Source organism: Streptomyces sp. DH41, assembly GCF_029813785.1.
GTDB lineage: Bacteria > Actinomycetota > Actinomycetes > Streptomycetales > Streptomycetaceae > Streptomyces.
Genome location: NZ_JARVKY010000044.1, coordinates 1 through 15,758 on the forward strand (window position 1 = coordinate 1; position 15,758 = coordinate 15,758).

Genomic DNA, 15,758 nt, shown 5'->3' on the forward strand with positions numbered 1-15,758 from the left:
GGCTGTGGGCGGGGACGGAAGCTTCCGCTTCCGTCCCCGCCCTCTGCTCACGGGTCCCGTGCCTACACGTCCAGCGGCGTCGTACCGCCGAGCAGCGCCGACGCGGTCTCGACCGGCGTGGCGGCGGGCTCCGGAGCCGGCGCGGCCTCCGGGTCGGCGTGGCAGGTGAAGCCGAGGCGGGTCATGGCCCGGGTGACCTCGCCGCTGGAGAAGTCGCGGCGGTCCTGCCGGGTGACGACCTCGCCCACCTGCTTGACGGGGTAGCGGCGGCGGCCGATGGTCACGGACTCACCCTTGATGGGCTCGGGCGTGACGCCCTTCATCGAATCCAGCACCCCACCCTTGGTGAGGTCGAACGGGTACCGGGCGATGACACAGCGCATGATGCCTCCACAAGGGGGAGATGGGACGGGTGGATTGCCGTTCGCGGTTGGTCTGGAACAGGGCAGGCCGCGGGCTCCTAGGCCGCCGAGCCACCGGCGGACTGGCGCCGCGGCCTGCGGCGCGGGGCTTCGCCGGCGGGCCGGCCGCCCTGCGTGCCGCGGCCCTGGCCGGTGCGGGTCTGCTGGGTGGCGGCACCCTGTCCGGTGCGGCCCTGTCCGGAGCGGCCGCGGCGGCCACGGGACGAGGAACCCCCGCCGGACGCGGCGCGACGCGGACGCTCCACGACCGGTACGGCGATGACGACCGGGACACCGGACGGGGCCTGCGCCCCGGTGATGCGGGACAGTTCCGCCTCGCCCGAACGGACCGGCGTGACCTGCGGGGTGATACCGGCCGAGGCCATCAGCCGGGTCATGTCGCGTCGCTGATTCGGCGTCACCAGGGTGACGACGCTGCCGGACTCGCCGGCGCGGGCCGTACGGCCGCCGCGGTGCAGGTAGTCCTTGTGGTCGCTGGGCGGGTCGACGTTGACGACCAGGTCGAGGTTGTCGACGTGGATGCCGCGGGCCGCGACGTTGGTCGCCACCAGCGCCGTCACGTGCCCGTCCTTGAACTGGGCGAGGGTCCGCGTGCGCTGCGGCTGCGACTTGCCACCGTGCAGGCCGGCGGCGCGGACGCCGCTGTTCAGCAGGTGCTTCACCAGCCGGTCCACGGCGTGCTTGGTGTCCAGGAACATGATCACCCGGCCGTCCCGCGCCGCGATCTCGGTGGTCGCGCGGTGCTTGTCGGTGTCGAGCACGTGCAGCACGTGGTGCTCCATCGTGGTGACGGCACCGGCCGACGGGTCGACGGAGTGCACCACCGGGTCCGTCAGGTAGCGGCGGACCAGCCGGTCGACGTTGCGGTCCAGGGTGGCCGAGAACAGCATCCGCTGGCCCTCGGGACGCACCTGGTCGAGCAGCGCGGTGACCTGCGGCATGAAGCCCATGTCGGTCATCTGGTCGGCCTCGTCCAGGACGGTGATGGCGACGTCGCCGAGGTGGCAGTCGCCCCGGTCGATGAGGTCCTTGAGCCGTCCGGGCGTCGCGACGACGACTTCCGCGCCGCCTCGCAGCGCGCCGGCCTGCCGTCCGATCGACATGCCGCCGACCACGGTGGCCGACCGCAGGCCCAGGGAGCGGGCGTAGGGGGCGAGCGCGTCGGTGACCTGCTGGGCCAGCTCACGGGTGGGTACGAGGACGAGGGCGAGCGGTCGTCGCGGTTCGGCGCGCTGTCCGGCCGTACGGGCCAGCAGGGCGAGGCCGAAGGCGAGCGTCTTGCCCGAACCGGTGCGGCCGCGGCCGAGTACGTCGCGGCCGGCCAGGGAGTTCGGCAGGGTCGCCGCCTGGATCGGGAACGGGCTGGTCACGCCCTCGTGGCCGAGAGCGGCCAGCAGCCGGGCCGGCATGTCGAGGTCGGCGAACGACTCGACGGCGGGCAGCGCCGGCGTGATCGTCTTCGGCAGTGCGAACTCGCCGCCCTGGGGGGCGGCCGGCCGGCGGCCGGAGGTCTGCTGGGAGCGGCGCGGGCCGCCACCGCCGGAACGTCGGCGGTCGTTGGTGCGTACGCGGTTCATGGGGAACCTTCCTTGATATGGCACGTATCAAGGGAGACCCGCAGCAAAAGAGCGGCGCAGGGAATCGCAAGAACGAGCCGGCCCCGGCCGGTTCGGCGTATGAAGCCGAGCGGACCGAGAGAATTGATGAGACCGAGAGAATTGAATGCGCGGGGGGAAATCCAGAACCCCGCAGGGCGCGCAGCGCCCGGAAACGCGGCGAGCTGGGGCCCGCACCCCTAGGCGCGGGCCCCAGCTGCGAAATATGCGTGAGCGTCAGGCGGGAACGATGTTCTCGGCCGTCGGGCCCTTCTGGCCCTGCGCGATGTCGAAGGTGACCTTCTGACCCTCGAGCAGCTCACGGAAGCCCTGGGCGTTGATGTTCGAGTAGTGGGCGAAGACGTCGGGGCCGCCGCCGTCCTGCTCGATGAAGCCGAAGCCCTTTTCGGCGTTGAACCACTTCACGGTGCCGGAAGCCATAATTTTCTCCTTCGGTACGGTGCTCGGAGTTCACCCTGTGTGAACTCCGGTCGCCGTGATGATCACCCCGTCGGAAAAAACCTTCAGGCAACCACAACTGCAACTTCCAACGACAGTAGCACGCCGTGATCGCCCGGGAGCTGGCAATAAACTTGCTCCGTCTGGCCGACTGAGGAATATTCCCGGGGCGTCCGGTCGATTTCTCCTGTCATGGCACCAGATATTGGCCCCTGCGGAGCGCAGTCTTGGCGTCCCGGGCCCTGGCCGCGCCGCCATGACCTGCCCTGATGGGTTCCGCCCGGCTCTTCGCGCCGCCGGGTGCGGTGAAAGCGACATAAGTGGCGATACCGGTGTAACGAGACAAAGGACACGTCAGGGCGTCGCGCCTCACGCCCGGAGGTAGGCGAGGACGGCCAGTACCCGGCGGTGGTCGTCGGGCGCCGCCGGAGGGAGGTCGAGCTTCAGCAGGATGCCGGCGATGTGCTTGGCGACCGCGGCCTCCGTGACGACGAGGCGGCGGGCGATCGCCGCGTTGGACCGGCCCTCGGCCATCAGCGCGAGTACCTCGCGCTCGCGCGGGGTGAGCCGGTCCAGCGGGTCGCGGCGGCGGGCGAGCAACTGGCGTACGACGTCGGGGTCGACGACCGTGGCCCCGGCGGCGACGCGGGTGACCGCGTCGGCGAACTCCTCGACGTCGCCGACGCGTTCCTTGAGGAGATAGCCCGTCCCGGCCCTGCCTCGCCGGTCGTCCAGGAGTTCCTCGGCGAAGGTCTGCTCGACGTACTGGCTCAGCACGAGCACGGCCAGCCCCGGCTGCTCGCCCTGGAGCCGGCGGGCCGCGCGCAGCCCTTCGTCGCTCTGGCCGGGCGGCATCCGGACGTCGGTGACCACCAGGTCAGGCCGGTGCTCCCGGGCGGCGGCGAGCAGGGCGGGGCCGTCGCCCACGGCGGCGGGGACCCGGTGGCCGAAGCGCTCGAGCAGGTGGACGAGGCCTTCGCGCAGGAGGACGGCGTCCTCGGCGATCACGATGCGGAGGGACGGCCGCACGGGATCTCCGCTCTCAGCAGGGTGGGCCCGCCGGGCGGGCTGGACAGGAGCATTCTGCCGTCGGCGGCGGCGATCCGGTCGGCGAGGCCGGTCAGACCCGTACCGCGGGCGGGGTCGGCGCCGCCGCGGCCGTCGTCCTCGATGTCGAGGCGGAGTACGCCGTCGTCGCGGCGGACGGTGACGCGGCAGCGGCCCGCACCGCTGTGCCGGGCGATGTTGGTGAGCGCCTCCGCGGTCACGAAGTACGCCGTCTGCTCGGCGAAGGCCGGCAGCCGGCCGGGCAGGTCGAGATCGAGGTCCGCGGTCACCGGGCAGCGCCCGGCGATGTCCCGTACGGCGGCGGGCAGGCCGCGTTCGGTGAGGATCTGCGGATGGATGCCGCGGATCAGCTCCCGCAGCTCGGTCAGGGCCTCCTTGGCGAGGGCGTGGGCCTCGCCGACCTCCTTCGCCGCGGTGCTGCCGGGCGGCAGGTCGAGGGCGGCCAGGCCCAGTTTCACGGTGAGGGCGACGAGGCGCTGCTGGGCGCCGTCGTGGAGGTCGCGTTCGATGCGGCGCCGTTCGGCCTCGAAGGCGTCGACGAGACGGGCCCGGGACCGCACGACGTCGCGCAGTTCGCGGTCCCGGGGGAAGAGGACGGCGCGGGTCACGGCGGCCCGGACGCCGGCCCACGCGCCGATGGGATACGCGGCCACGGGCAGGAGCAGCGCGCCCGCGACGGTCCCGGCGACACCCTGCCAGGGGGCGACGGTGGGCTGGAGGGGCGTGAGGAGGAGGAAGCCCGGGATGCCGAGCGACACCAGTACCACCGCCAGATCCATCCAGCCCACGGCCAGGACGGACACGGCGCCGTAGCCCGCGGCCCGCAGGCCGTCGCGGGGCTTGGTCCGGGTACCGGCGGCCCGCGGGCCGCCGCGCGGCTCGGGACGGGCGCCGGCGGAGTCACCGCGGTCCACGAGAGGCAGGCGGCGGCGTTCGAGGGGCCCCGCGAGGGCGGCGGCGAAGACGATCACGGCGACCGCGCAGAGCCCGCCGGTGAGGGTGCCGAAGGAGGACGCGGCCAGCAGCCCGGCCGCACCGAGGTACGCGGCGGTCGCGAACACCCCGCCGGACAGCAGGTACCCCAGGGCCCGCCACGGCCAGCCGGTGCGCAGGAAGCCCAGCGGGCTGCGGGTGAGGGCCTCCAGCACGGTTCGAGGGGTCACCCGGCCGACCGTAGCCGCGCCGGTCCGCCCTGTCGGTAGTGCCAGGTGGAGTGTGTGCTCTCGCCCAGGAGCCAATGTGCCCGCCGGTCCTGGTGCCGTTGCCTTGTGCCATGACCACGCCACAGACCACCGCCGCCTCCGCGCGGCCCGTCGAGCTGCGCTCGCTGACGAAGCGCCACGGCGCCGGTGAGCAGGCCGTCACCGCCCTCGACCGCGTGTCCACGTCCTTCGCGGCCGGCTCGATGACGGCCGTCATGGGCCCCTCCGGCTCCGGCAAGTCCACCCTGCTGCACTGCGCGGCGGGCATCGACCGGCCGACCGCCGGCCAGGTTCTGATCAACGGTACGGACCTGGGCACGCTGGACGAGAACGCGCTGACGCTGCTGCGCCGGGAGCGGATGGGCTTCGTCTTCCAGGAGTTCAACCTGGTGTCGGCCCTCACCGCCGCGCAGAACGTCGAACTGCCGCTGAGACTGGCCGGCCGCCGTCCCGCGCCCGGCGAGGTCGCGGCCGCGCTCACCGAGGTCGGGCTCGCGGACCGGGGCGCGCACCGGCCGAGCGAACTGTCCGGCGGCCAGCGGCAGCGCGTCGCGATCGCGCGGGCGATGATCGCGGGCCCCGCGGTCCTCTTCGCCGACGAGCCGACCGGCGCGCTGGACACCCGGGCCTCGCGGATGGTGCTGCGGCTCCTGCGGGAACTGGTGGACGGCCGCGGTCAGACGGTCGTGATGGTGACCCACGATCCGGCCGCCGCGGCGTACGCGGACCGCGTGGTGCTGCTCGCGGACGGACGGCTCGTGGACGAGCTGCCGGGCGCCGACGGTGCCGAGGCGATCGCGGCGCGGATGGCCGTCCTGGAGGTGCGGTCGTGATCGGCCCGGCGACGGTACGGGAACGGTGGCCCGCCTTCCTGGGCTCCTTCGTGGCCGTGGCGCTGGGGGTCGCCATGGTGGCCATGAGCGCGCTGGTCCTGCTGTCGGACGGCGCGCGGGTGCCCGACCGGCTGGCGGGAGCGCCGGTGCTGGTGCGGAGTCCGGCGGGGACGCCGGCCGGCGGGGTGTTCGTGGAGAACCCGCCGTGGTCCCCGGAGCGGGCCGAGCGACTGCGCCGCGAACTGGCCGGACTGCCGGGAGTCGCCGCCGCGGTGGCGGACCGCTCCTTCTACGCGCAGGCGACGGGCACCGAGCAGCGCGAGGGGGAACGGCAGGGCCACCCCTGGTCCGCCGCGGCGCTCGCCTCGTACGGCCTGAGCGCTGGCCGGGCGCCGGCCACGGCCGACGAGATCGTCGTGGACGAGTCGCTGGGCCACGCGCCGGGCGAGACCGTCACGGTGCTCACCGCGCGCGGACCGCGGCGCTTTTGGGTGTCCGGCACGACGGACGGCCCCGGCTACCACGTCACCGACCGCCGGGCCGCCGAGCTGTCCGGCGGCGTACGCACCATCGGACTGCTCCTGGACCCCGGGGCCGACAGCGGCCGCGTCGAGACCGCCGTGCGCCGTGCCGTCGGCGGCGACGGCACGGTCCTGACCGGCGCGGCCCGGGACGCGCTGGCCCCGAAGCGGGACGAGATGACCCGCTGGATCGGCGGCCAGGTGCTCACCGCGATGGCGCTGCTCTCCGCCTTCGTCACGGTCTTCGTCGTCGCCTCGGCGTTCGCGTTCACCGTCGCACAGCGACGCCGCGAGTTCGGCCTGCTGCGCACGATCGGCGCCACACCGCGGCAGGTGAGGCGGATGGTGTACGGCGAGGCCCTGGTGGTGGGGGCCGCCGGCGCGGCGGTGGGGGCGCTGCTCGGGGTGGTGCTCGCGCCGGCGCTGACCGGCCTGCTGATCGACGCGGGCTTCCAGCCGGCGGGCTTCGAGGTACGCCTGCGGTGGTGGGTGCCGGCCGGGGCCTTCGCCGTGGGCCCGGTGGTGGCGCTCCTCGGCGCCGGCGCGGCCTCGCGCCGGGCGTCCCGGGTCAGGCCGCTGGAGGCGATGCGGGAGGCGGTGGTGGACAGCCGTCCGATGACGCGCCGCCGGTGGATCACCGGACTCGCGGCGACCGCCCTGGGCGCGGCCTGCTCGGTGGGCACGGCCTTCTCGGGCGCGGACGGCATGGTGCTGCTGACCCTCGGTACGGCGATGGGCCTGACGACCGGCCTGACCCTCCTCCTGCCGGCCCTGGTGGGGCCCGTGATCGGCGCGCTGACCCGCCCCCTGGCCCGCCGTCCGGGCGCCACGGCCCTGCTCGTACGCGAGAACATGATCACCGCGGTACGCCGTACCGCCGCCACCGTCGCCCCGGTCCTGGCGACCGTGGCCTTCGCCGTACTGATCACCAGTAGCGTGCAGACGACCCGGAGCGCCGACATCGCCCAGCGGGCCGCGGCCGTACGGGCCGAGGCGGCGGTCGTGCCGAGGGGGACCCCGGGCCTGTCGGACGCGGCGGTCGCCCGCGTCGAGGGCACGGCGCCGCTGTCGACGACCGTCTACGGCGGCGACGGCAGGGCGGCCCTGTCCGCGGCCGGGGTGACCGCGGACTTCGGCCGGGCGTACGGCGTACCGGTGCCGCGGGACGGCACGGTCGGCGTCGGGGCGGACGGTACGACCGCTGACGCGGCCGGTCACGCGACTGGCGACGCGACGGGCGACGCGGCCGGTGACGGGGCCGACGCCCTGGCCGTCACCGCTGCCGCCTCCGTCTCCGTCTCCGCCTCCCCCGCCGCCGACGGCACCGCTGTCGTCACCGCGGCGGTGGCCGCCGCGCACGGCTGGCGGGAGGGCCGCACCGCCGAGGTGACCTTCGAAGACGGCCGTACGAGCCACCTGCGCGTGGGGGCCGTGGTCGACGACTCGGCGGTGCCGTACCAGCTTCTCCTCCCCCGGGACCTCGTCCGCGCCCACGACCCGTCCGCGCTGGCGGACGTCGCCTACCGCACGGGCCCCGACCCCGCGCGGCTCCCGGGCGCGCTCGGCGCCGAGGAGGTCTCGGTCGAGGCGTACGCGGCCTCGGACGACGCCGAGGAGGAGCGCCTGGTCCGGATCTTCACTCTGATCCTCGTCGCCATGTCGGCGGGCTACACCGCGATCGCCGTCGCCTCCACCCTGCTGACGGCCACCACGGGCCGGGTACGGGACCTGCGCGTCCTGCGCCTGACCGGAGCGACCTCGCGCCAGATCCTGCGCGCCCTCGCGGCCGAGACCTGCTGCGTCGTCGCCCTGGGCGCCGCCCTGGGCCTCGCGGTAGCCGCGCCCGCGCTGCTCGGCACGGTCCACGGTCTGCGTGAGGAGGCGGGCCTGCCGGTGGAGCCGCGGGTCGCCTGGCCCTGGCTCGCGGGCACGGTGGCGGCCTGTCTGCTCCTCGGCACGGCGGCCACGGTCCTCCCGGCCAGGGCAGCGCTACGGCGCATGCGGCGCACGTGAGCGGGCCGCACGGCCGTCGTCGCCGGACGGAGGGACCGGTACTCGCGCAGCCCGAAGTTCCGGCGCTGCCGGACGTCCCGCGCCAGGGCGCCGGCCGTCCGACTCGTCGGTGCGTGCACCCCGCAGGGGCGGGGCGGGCGGTCCTAGAGCTTGCTCATCCTGGCGTAGGGCACGGTGATCCGCTCCTGCGCCGAGCCGAAGTCCACGAGCACCGCGATCCCGCCCTCGAGGGCGATCACCCGGCCGAGGCCGAACGTGTCGTGGGTGACCCGGTCGCCCACCTCGAAGTGCTTGGGAGGCAGCGCGACCGGGGCCTTGAAGGGACTGGTGGGCAGCGAATGACGCTTCGGTACGGCTGGCTTTGTCATTGCCACCAGTATGCGCCCGCGCACCGGGAGCCGACCACAATCACCGGGGACCGGCTTGTGGAGGGATCACCCGCGTCGCCACGGCTTGCCGGCCGCGGCCCGCTCGGTGATCGCCTGCGGCACCTGGAGCTCCGGGGATGCCGATCTCGACAACGCGGGCCCGGAACCCGCAATCTGGCTCTTTCGTCTCCTCTGCCGAGGGGCTGCTGTTCCGGAACCATGAAGATTGAAGACATATGCCATCACCGGTGCGTTCACGAATAAAGTGGAGAACCAGGTTCTCCGCGTGGGGTCGACCACGTTCGAGACTCTGGGCCGTGGCGGGCGTGGCGGCCCTCGGGTTCATCATCGTGCTGGAGATCGCCGCGCGTCGCTACGGCCTGCCGGGGCCGATGACCAACCAGGCGAAAGAGGTGATAACCGCCCCCGCGTCGGGGCCGCTTCTGTACGCGAGCATGGCGTTGATGATGGTGGTGCTCACCTGGCGACAGCGGTTCGTCGCGGCCGGCGTCGCGATCGGGATCGACGTCGTCTTCCTGTTGGTGCGGTGGGTGTTCGACGCCGGGGTGACCGAGGGCCACTCCTTCGGCAACGGCGCGTTGTGGGTGATCCTGGGGTGTGCGGTCATCGCCGTCACGCGTCGCACCGGCCAGGAACGGGTCCTGCTGCTGAAAGGCGTCGGGCTGGGCCTGCTGCTGGTGGCCGGCCGCAAGACCGGCGACACCTGGCTGCTGATCACGTCGAAGGCCCACCCGTCGGTGCTCGACCCCTACGTGGCGGTCGCCGATCACGCGCTGGGGGATCCGTCGTGGCTGGCAGGCCGGATGGTCGCCGCCACGGGCCCGATCGGTGAGCACGTTCTCGACTGGGTCTACGCACAACTCGCGGTGGCCGCGGTCGTCGTCGCCCTGTACCAGCTGCGCAACGTGGCGGCCGAGCGCCGGTTCCCGGGCCACCACCTGGTACGCACCTTCCTGGTGATCGGCCTCCTCGGGCCCGCCGTCTACATGATCTACCCGGTGGTCGGACCGGTCTTCACCTACGGCACCGGCGCGTTCGGCACCGGCGGCGAACAGTGGGCGGTGGCCAACCTGTGGCCGGACACGCTCCCGCCGATGACCACGCCGCAGTCGTGGACGTACGACGACATCACACCCCGCAACTGCATGCCCAGCCTGCACACGGCGTGGGCCACCGTGATCTTCATCCATTCCCGAAAGGCCCCGCGCGTTCTGCGATTCGCAGGAACGTTTTGGCTTATCGCTACGCTGTGCGCGACGCTCGGATTCGGTTATCACTACGGAATAGACATCCTCGCCGGAGTGGTTTTCGCGGTCACGATCGAGGCGGGGCTGCGCTCGTTCGACCGCGGCTGGGACCGGCCCGGAATCCAGCTGGTCGCTTACGGAGCGGTGGTCTTCGCCGCGCTTCTGGCGTCGGCTCGCTATCTCCCGATGGAAATGGCCGCCCGCCCCTGGGTGTTCGGCCCTCTTCTCGTTCTTGCGATGGCCTCGGTCGTGTACGGGTATGCGCGGACCGTCAGGCTGTGGGATCCGCAGGCCGCGGCCCCGGCGCCGAAACCGGAACCACGACTCGAACTGATCTGACGGGTCGCCACCCGGCCGGGTGGCCGGGCCGCCGCCTCCCTGACAGCATGGTCAGTTCTGGAGAAGCGCCGGTGACCCGGTCGCCCATACCGTCGAAGACATGAACTCCATCGACTCCGTCACCCTGGAGGTGGCCGACACCGAGGCGGCCGCCCACTTCTACTCCGCCGCCTTCGGGCTGGACCCGTCGAGGGTGCGCCTGCGCGCGTCCGAGGCCCCCACGACCGGCTTCCGCGGCTTCACCCTGTCACTCGTGGTGTCCCAGCCGGGCAACGTCGACGCGCTCGTCGCCGCCGCCCTCGACGCCGGCGCCACCACCCTCAAGCCCGCCGCGAAGTCGCTGTGGGGCTACGGCGGCGTCGTCCAGGCCCCGGACGGCACCGTCTGGCAGATCGCGACGTCGGCGAAGAAGGACACCGGCCCGCCGGCCCGGGACATCGACGAGATCGTGCTGCTCCTGGGCGTCGAGGACGTGAAGGCCAGCAAGCGGTTCTACGTCGAGCAGGGCCTCACCGTGGGCAAGAGCTTCGGCGGCAAGTACGTCGAGTTCGCCACCGGGCCGGACACCGTCAAGCTGTCCCTGTACAAGCGCCGTGGCCTTGCCAAGGTCGCGGGCGTCTCCGCCGACGGCACCGGATCCCACCGGCTCGTACTGTCCGGCGCCGCCCGCCCGTTCAGCGACCCGGACGGGTTCGTCTGGGAATCCGCGGTGCCGCGGACGGTCACCGGCTGACCGCGAGCGCGGGAAGCCCAGCCCCCTGGGGCGCTGGGCCGCGGGCGTCAGGCTCCGGCTTCCATCCGGCCGCGCAGGGTGGCGGCGAAGTCCTCGGCCATGGCCAGGCGGGACCGCAGGGTCTCGCAGCGGGCGTCGGCCGTCTTCCGGTAGGCGTCCAGCCGCTCCCGCAGGCGCTCCAGGTCCGCTCCGGCGGGCGGGCTGTCGACGGAGGCCAGCCGGTCGGTGATGTCCAGCAGGTCCCGCATCTCCTCCAGGGAGAAGTCCAGCGGTTTCATCCGGCGGATCACCATCAGGCGCTCGACGTCGGACTCCGTGTAGAGCCGGAAGCCGCCCTTGCTGCGGGCCGAGGGGACCACCAGACCGACCTCCTCGTAGTGACGGATGGTGCGCAGCGACAAACCGGTCCGCTCGGCCACCTCGCCGATCTGCATCTGCCGCTGATCCGTCATCGCCCCAGAATCCCCTTCGTTGTTTCCTTCGACCTTCGAACCGTAAAGCATCTAGGGGCGAGTGGCGTGAATCACGGTATTCCGGTCGGTGTTCACCTGCGTTTCACATGCCGCCACTCGCACTCTGCCCTTACGTCAGGGTAGAGTCTTCGTGTGTTCGCCGTGGCGGGGGCCCCGACGGCGTGCGAAGACTTCCGGGCCATGATGCCCGACCGAGGGGCTCCGCTCCCTTCGCAGGTACGGGGTCATGTGCGCCTACGGCATGACTTCGCAGACGACGCGCACGCGTACCCCGCCGGTGACGCACGCGCCCGAACAGGAACGGTTGCATGTCCTCACTGCTGCCCGCGGCGCCCAGGTTCCGCCTGTCCAAGCCCGAGTGGCTCGACTCCCCGAAGGTCCTGCGCACCGAGGTGCTGGCCGGCCTGGTCGTCGCCCTCGCGCTCATCCCGGAGGCGATCTCCTTCTCGATCATCGCCGGAGTGGACCCGGCGATCGGGCTGTTCGCGTCCTTCACCATGGCGGTCGTCATCTCGGTCGTCGGCGGCCGCAAGGCGATGATCTCCGCGGCCACCGGTGCGGTCGCCCTGGTCATCGCCCCGCTCAATCAGGAGCACGGCCTCGGCTACCTGATCGCGGCCGTCATCCTCGCCGGTGTCTTCCAGGTGCTCCTCGGCGCGGTCGGCGTGGCCAAGCTCATGCGCTTCGTGCCGCGCAGCGTGATGGTCGGCTTCGTCAACGCCCTGGCCGTCCTGATCTTCATGGCCCAGGTGCCCGAGATGCGCGACGTCCCCTGGGCCGTCTACCCGCTCCTCGCCGGCGGCCTGGCCCTCATGGTGTTCTTCCCGAAGGTCACCAAGGTGATCCCGGCGCCCCTGGTCTCCATCGTCGTCCTGACCGTGATCACCGTCGCCGCCGGCATCGCCGTCCCCACCGTCGGCGACAAGGGCGAGCTGCCGTCCTCCCTGCCCGTCCCGGGCCTGCCGGACGTCCCGTTCACCCTGGACACGCTCACCACCATCGCCCCCTACGCCCTCGCCATGGCGCTGGTGGGCCTGATGGAGTCCCTCATGACGGCCAAGCTCGTCGACGACATCACCGACACCCGCTCCAACAAGACCCGCGAGTCCATCGGCCAGGGCGTCGCCAACATCGTCACCGGCTTCTTCGGCGGCATGGGCGGCTGCGCCATGATCGGCCAGACCATGATCAACGTCCGGGTCTCCGGCGCCCGGACCCGCCTGTCCACCTTCCTGGCGGGCTCCTTCCTCATGGTCCTGTGCGTCGTCTTCGGCCCGGTCGTCTCCGACATCCCCATGGCCGCCCTCGTCGCCGTCATGGTCATGGTGTCGGTCGCCACCTTCGACTGGCACTCCATCTCGCCCAGGACCCTCAAGCGCATGCCGCTGGGCGAGACGATCGTCATGGTGACCACGGTGGTGGTCGTCGTCGCCACCCACAACCTCGCCATCGGCGTGGTCGTCGGCACCGTCGCCGCGATGATCATCTTCGCCAGGAGGGTCGCCCACCTGGCCAATGTCTCCGGCGTCGTCGACCCCGACGGCAAGCAGGTCGTCTACTCGGTCACCGGCGAGCTGTTCTTCGCCTCCTCCAACGACCTGGTCCACCAGTTCGACTACAAGGGTGACCCCGACGACGTCGTCATCGACCTCTCCGGCACCCACATCTGGGACGCCTCCTCCGTCGCCGCCCTCGACGCGATCGAGACCAAGTACGCCCAGCGCGGCAAGAAGGTCACCATCGTGGGCCTCAACGAGCCCAGCGCCGACATGCACCAGCGCCTCGCCGGCCAACTGACCGGCGGCCACTGACCGCGCCCGCCCCGGGCGGGATGCTCCTATGGATGTCAGTCCAGGGACTTCCAGAAGCCGTACCGGTGGTCCTTCGCGAAGTCGACCGCGTGCGTTCCTCCCGGCCCGGAGGCGAGAGAGTACGCGTTCGGCGCGGCCGGAGTGGTGGGCTTCCAGCGTGCCTCGCCGGTGCGGGCGAAGTCCGACCAGATCCGGATCATCGAGTCGGAGAGGCGCCGCTGCGCGTCGGTGAGCGGCTCGAACTCGGTGAGCTCGAAGAGGTAGGGGAGCTCGAAGGTGTGCGCGGCGCCCATCGGGAAGGAAGGCTTCGGGTAGCTCTCCGCGTCCGCGTACCAGGGCGTCTCATGGTCGGCGAACTCGTACGTATAGGTACGGACGGCACGCGAGAGGGCCCGGCCGGTGTCGACCGTCAGCCGGGCGAGGTCGGAGTCGGTGAGAACCGCCCCCAGGGCGAGGGCCGGATTGCCGTCGTACGCGGCGACGGGGTAGCGGGCGGCGACCGCGGCGGCCTTCTCCGGGCCGAACTCCTCGTCCAGGCGGGCGCGGTAGTCGGCCTCGTCGAGTGTCGCCGCCGGGTCCTGAGTGCCGGCCTTCTTGCCCAGCTCCGCTCCGTACACCCCCGTCCGTCCCTCCTCGCGGTTGATGCCCTGGAGAACCGGCACCTTGTTGAACTCGCCGGTGGCGAAGGCTTCCCGCGGCGTGCGCGGCAGGAGCCGGCCGCCGTAGACCGGCCCGTAGGGATAGGGGCTCCGCCCGAAGTCGTACACCAGGTCCTCGGGTTCGGCGGTGCGCCAGTCGGTGCGCCGGTCGGTGCGCCGGTCGGTGCGCCGGTCGGTGCGCCGGTCGGTGCGCCGGTCGGCGGGCTTGCCGGTCCGGGCCCCGGCGTCCTCGGTGACCCTTTCCCCGATCGCCCGGGCGGCCTTCTCGCCCTGCTCCAGCGCGTCCGCGCGTTCACGGGTGTTGGCCGTACTGAGGCACGCCCCGCTCTGCAGGACGGCCCGGTGGAAGAGACCGGCCGAGGACGGGGCGACCAGGTGGGCGCAGGTGCTGTAGGCGCCGGCGGATTCGCCGAACAGGGTCACGTTGTCCCGGTCGCCGCCGAAGGCGGCGGCATTGCGCTGGACCCAGCGCAGAGCCGCCTGCTGGTCGAGGAAGCCGTAGTTGCCGGACTCCCCGCGGCGGCGGCCCTCCAGGTCGGGGTGGGCGAGGTAGCCGAGGGCGCCGAGGCGGTAGTTGACGGTCACCACGACCACGTCGCCCCGGGCCGCCAGCCGCCGGGCGCCGTGCATGTCCCCGGAACCGTCGGTGTGGTCGCCGCCGTGCAGGTAGACCATGACCGGCCTGGGCCCGGCCGAGACGGTGCGCGGGGTGGTCACGTTGACGAAGAGGCAGTCCTCGTCCAAGGAGGAGGGGCCGGCCGGCGGGGTGGATCCCGTCTGCGGGCAGGCACTGCCCGGCCGGGTGGCGTCCAGGACACCGTGCCAGCGTCTCGCGGGCGCGGTGGGCGCCCAGCGCCGCTCGCCGGTGGGCGGGGCGGCGTAGGGGATGCCCTGGAAGACGCGCACGGTGTCGGTCACCGTGCCGCGGACCGTGCCCTTGTCGGTGCGTACGACGGGACCGGCGCCGTGGCCCGTGGCGGCGGCGGTGCCCGTCGCGCTGACGAGTCCCGCGGTGATGCCGAGGGCGATGGCCAGGTGTGCTGTCTTCTTCAACATGACGGTCAGCGTAGGAAGTCGGGGCCCGGAGGAGGATCCGGTCAGCCACCCACGGGGTAGTGGGGGAGCCCCACCACCCCGTGGGTGGCTGACCGGCTCGCCTGTCGCACGCCGGGGCCGGCCGGAGCCGGGGACTCAGCGCACCGGGAAGCCGAAGGAGTAGCCCTGCTCCTTCAGCCAGGGCAGGACGCGGCGCAGGGCTTCGACGGTCTGGGAGCGGTCGCCTCCCGCGTCGTGGAAGAGGAGCGTCGGCCCGTTGGGAAGCTCCCGCTCGACGGTGGCGACGATGGCGTCCGCGCCCGGTCGCTCGAAGTCCTTGGTGTCACGTTCCACCCCAGCGGGCGCATGCCGCGTGAGGCGGCGAGCGTACGGCTGTAGGGGGTGAAGGCCCCGCCGGGCGCCCGGTAGTACATCGGCCGTACGCCGCCGGACGCCTCGATGATCATGCGTTCGGCGTCGAGGATCTCCTGCGACTGGTAGGCCTCGGACTTCTTGTCCATGGCGGTGTCGTGGGACACCGTGTGGTCGCACAGCCGGTGTCCGGCCGCGACTACGTCCTTCACGAGGTCCGGGTGGGCCTGCGCCTGCGTCCCCGTCACGCAGAACGTGGCCTTCACCCCGTGCTCGCGCAGCAGGTCGAGTACTTGGGGGGTCCACGCGGGGTCGGGGCCGTCGTCGATGGTGATGTTCACGCCGCGCGGCCCCTTGTCCGAGGCGTGCGCGATGGTGACGTCGACCGGCTCGACACCACCGCCCGCCGGCGTGGCCGACGCGGTCGCCTTCGGCGACGGTCCGCCCACGGGGTCGGCCTGCGCGGTCCACACCGAGGCGCCGACGGCGAGCACCGTCACCCCGAGCGCCGCCCCGACCATCTTGCCGTACCAGCCCCGCCCGCCACCGTGCCGTGCCATGTCCGCCCCACTTCCGCCCCGTTGCCC

General features: G+C 72.7%; 13 protein-coding genes and 1 pseudogene. 5 read left to right on the forward strand and 9 right to left on the reverse strand.

Annotated features, from left to right (window positions below; all coding sequences use genetic code 11):
- Positions 1-62: 62 nt before the first annotated feature.
- From QC283_RS37980 to QC283_RS38000, 5 genes are all read right to left on the reverse strand, one after another.
- Entirely contained in the window at positions 63-383 is a 321-nt protein-coding gene (locus QC283_RS37980) for an SCO5918 family protein (RefSeq protein ID WP_279566350.1), read from the reverse strand.
- A 77-nt stretch (positions 384-460) separates the two neighbouring features.
- The gene (locus tag QC283_RS37985) at positions 461-1,999 is read right to left on the reverse strand and encodes a DEAD/DEAH box helicase (protein WP_279566351.1); all 1,539 of its coding nucleotides are present in this window, start codon (positions 1,997-1,999) and stop codon (positions 461-463) included.
- Positions 2,000-2,254: 255 nt separating this feature from the next.
- Positions 2,255-2,458, reverse strand: a complete 204-nt coding sequence (locus tag QC283_RS37990) for a cold-shock protein (RefSeq protein WP_055418803.1) — start codon at positions 2,456-2,458, stop codon at positions 2,255-2,257.
- 387 nt (positions 2,459-2,845) lie between these two features.
- A complete protein-coding gene (locus QC283_RS37995; protein ID WP_398012594.1) occupies positions 2,846-3,484 on the reverse strand; it encodes a response regulator in 639 nt (212 codons plus the stop codon).
- The gene (locus QC283_RS38000; RefSeq protein ID WP_279566353.1) at positions 3,481-4,707 is read right to left on the reverse strand and encodes a sensor histidine kinase; all 1,227 of its coding nucleotides are present in this window, start codon (positions 4,705-4,707) and stop codon (positions 3,481-3,483) included. Before QC283_RS38000 ends, QC283_RS37995 begins: the two co-directional genes overlap by 4 nt.
- Before the next feature lie 110 nt (positions 4,708-4,817).
- Here QC283_RS38000 and QC283_RS38005 point away from each other — a divergent pair, with 110 nt between their 5' ends.
- Both QC283_RS38005 and QC283_RS38010 read left to right on the forward strand, forming a co-directional pair.
- A complete protein-coding gene (locus QC283_RS38005; RefSeq protein WP_279566354.1) occupies positions 4,818-5,579 on the forward strand; it encodes an ABC transporter ATP-binding protein in 762 nt (253 codons plus the stop codon).
- Positions 5,576-8,113, forward strand: a complete 2,538-nt coding sequence (locus tag QC283_RS38010; RefSeq protein ID WP_279566355.1) for an ABC transporter permease — start codon at positions 5,576-5,578, stop codon at positions 8,111-8,113. The genes QC283_RS38005 and QC283_RS38010 overlap by 4 nt, the downstream gene beginning before the upstream one ends.
- 143 nt (positions 8,114-8,256) lie before the next feature.
- On the opposite strand, the gene QC283_RS38015 is transcribed toward QC283_RS38010, so the two are convergent.
- Positions 8,257-8,481, reverse strand: a complete 225-nt coding sequence (locus QC283_RS38015; protein ID WP_279566356.1) for a hypothetical protein — start codon at positions 8,479-8,481, stop codon at positions 8,257-8,259.
- Between the two features lie 317 nt (positions 8,482-8,798).
- Between QC283_RS38015 and QC283_RS38020 the strand changes: the two genes are divergently transcribed.
- Together QC283_RS38020 and QC283_RS38025 are read left to right on the forward strand one after the other, a co-directional pair.
- On the forward strand, positions 8,799-10,088 hold the full coding sequence (locus tag QC283_RS38020) for a phosphatase PAP2 family protein (RefSeq protein WP_279566357.1): 1,290 nt from the start codon (positions 8,799-8,801) through the stop codon (positions 10,086-10,088).
- 100 nt (positions 10,089-10,188) lie between these two features.
- Entirely contained in the window at positions 10,189-10,821 is a 633-nt protein-coding gene (locus tag QC283_RS38025) for a VOC family protein (protein ID WP_279566358.1), read from the forward strand.
- A gap of 47 nt (positions 10,822-10,868) precedes the next feature.
- Here QC283_RS38025 and QC283_RS38030 read toward each other — a convergent pair whose 3' ends face one another.
- Positions 10,869-11,273, reverse strand: coding sequence for a MerR family transcriptional regulator (locus tag QC283_RS38030; RefSeq protein WP_279566359.1), 405 nt, complete (start codon positions 11,271-11,273; stop codon positions 10,869-10,871).
- Between the two features lie 329 nt (positions 11,274-11,602).
- Here QC283_RS38030 and QC283_RS38035 point away from each other — a divergent pair, with 329 nt between their 5' ends.
- On the forward strand, positions 11,603-13,105 hold the full coding sequence (locus QC283_RS38035) for a SulP family inorganic anion transporter (RefSeq protein WP_279566360.1): 1,503 nt from the start codon (positions 11,603-11,605) through the stop codon (positions 13,103-13,105).
- A gap of 35 nt (positions 13,106-13,140) precedes the next feature.
- Here QC283_RS38035 and QC283_RS38040 read toward each other — a convergent pair whose 3' ends face one another.
- Positions 13,141-14,820, reverse strand: coding sequence for a carboxylesterase/lipase family protein (locus QC283_RS38040; protein WP_279566361.1), 1,680 nt, complete (start codon positions 14,818-14,820; stop codon positions 13,141-13,143).
- Between the two features lie 135 nt (positions 14,821-14,955).
- Positions 14,956-15,731 (reverse strand): annotated as a pseudogene (locus QC283_RS38045) (polysaccharide deacetylase family protein).
- Positions 15,732-15,758: the final 27 nt, after the last annotated feature.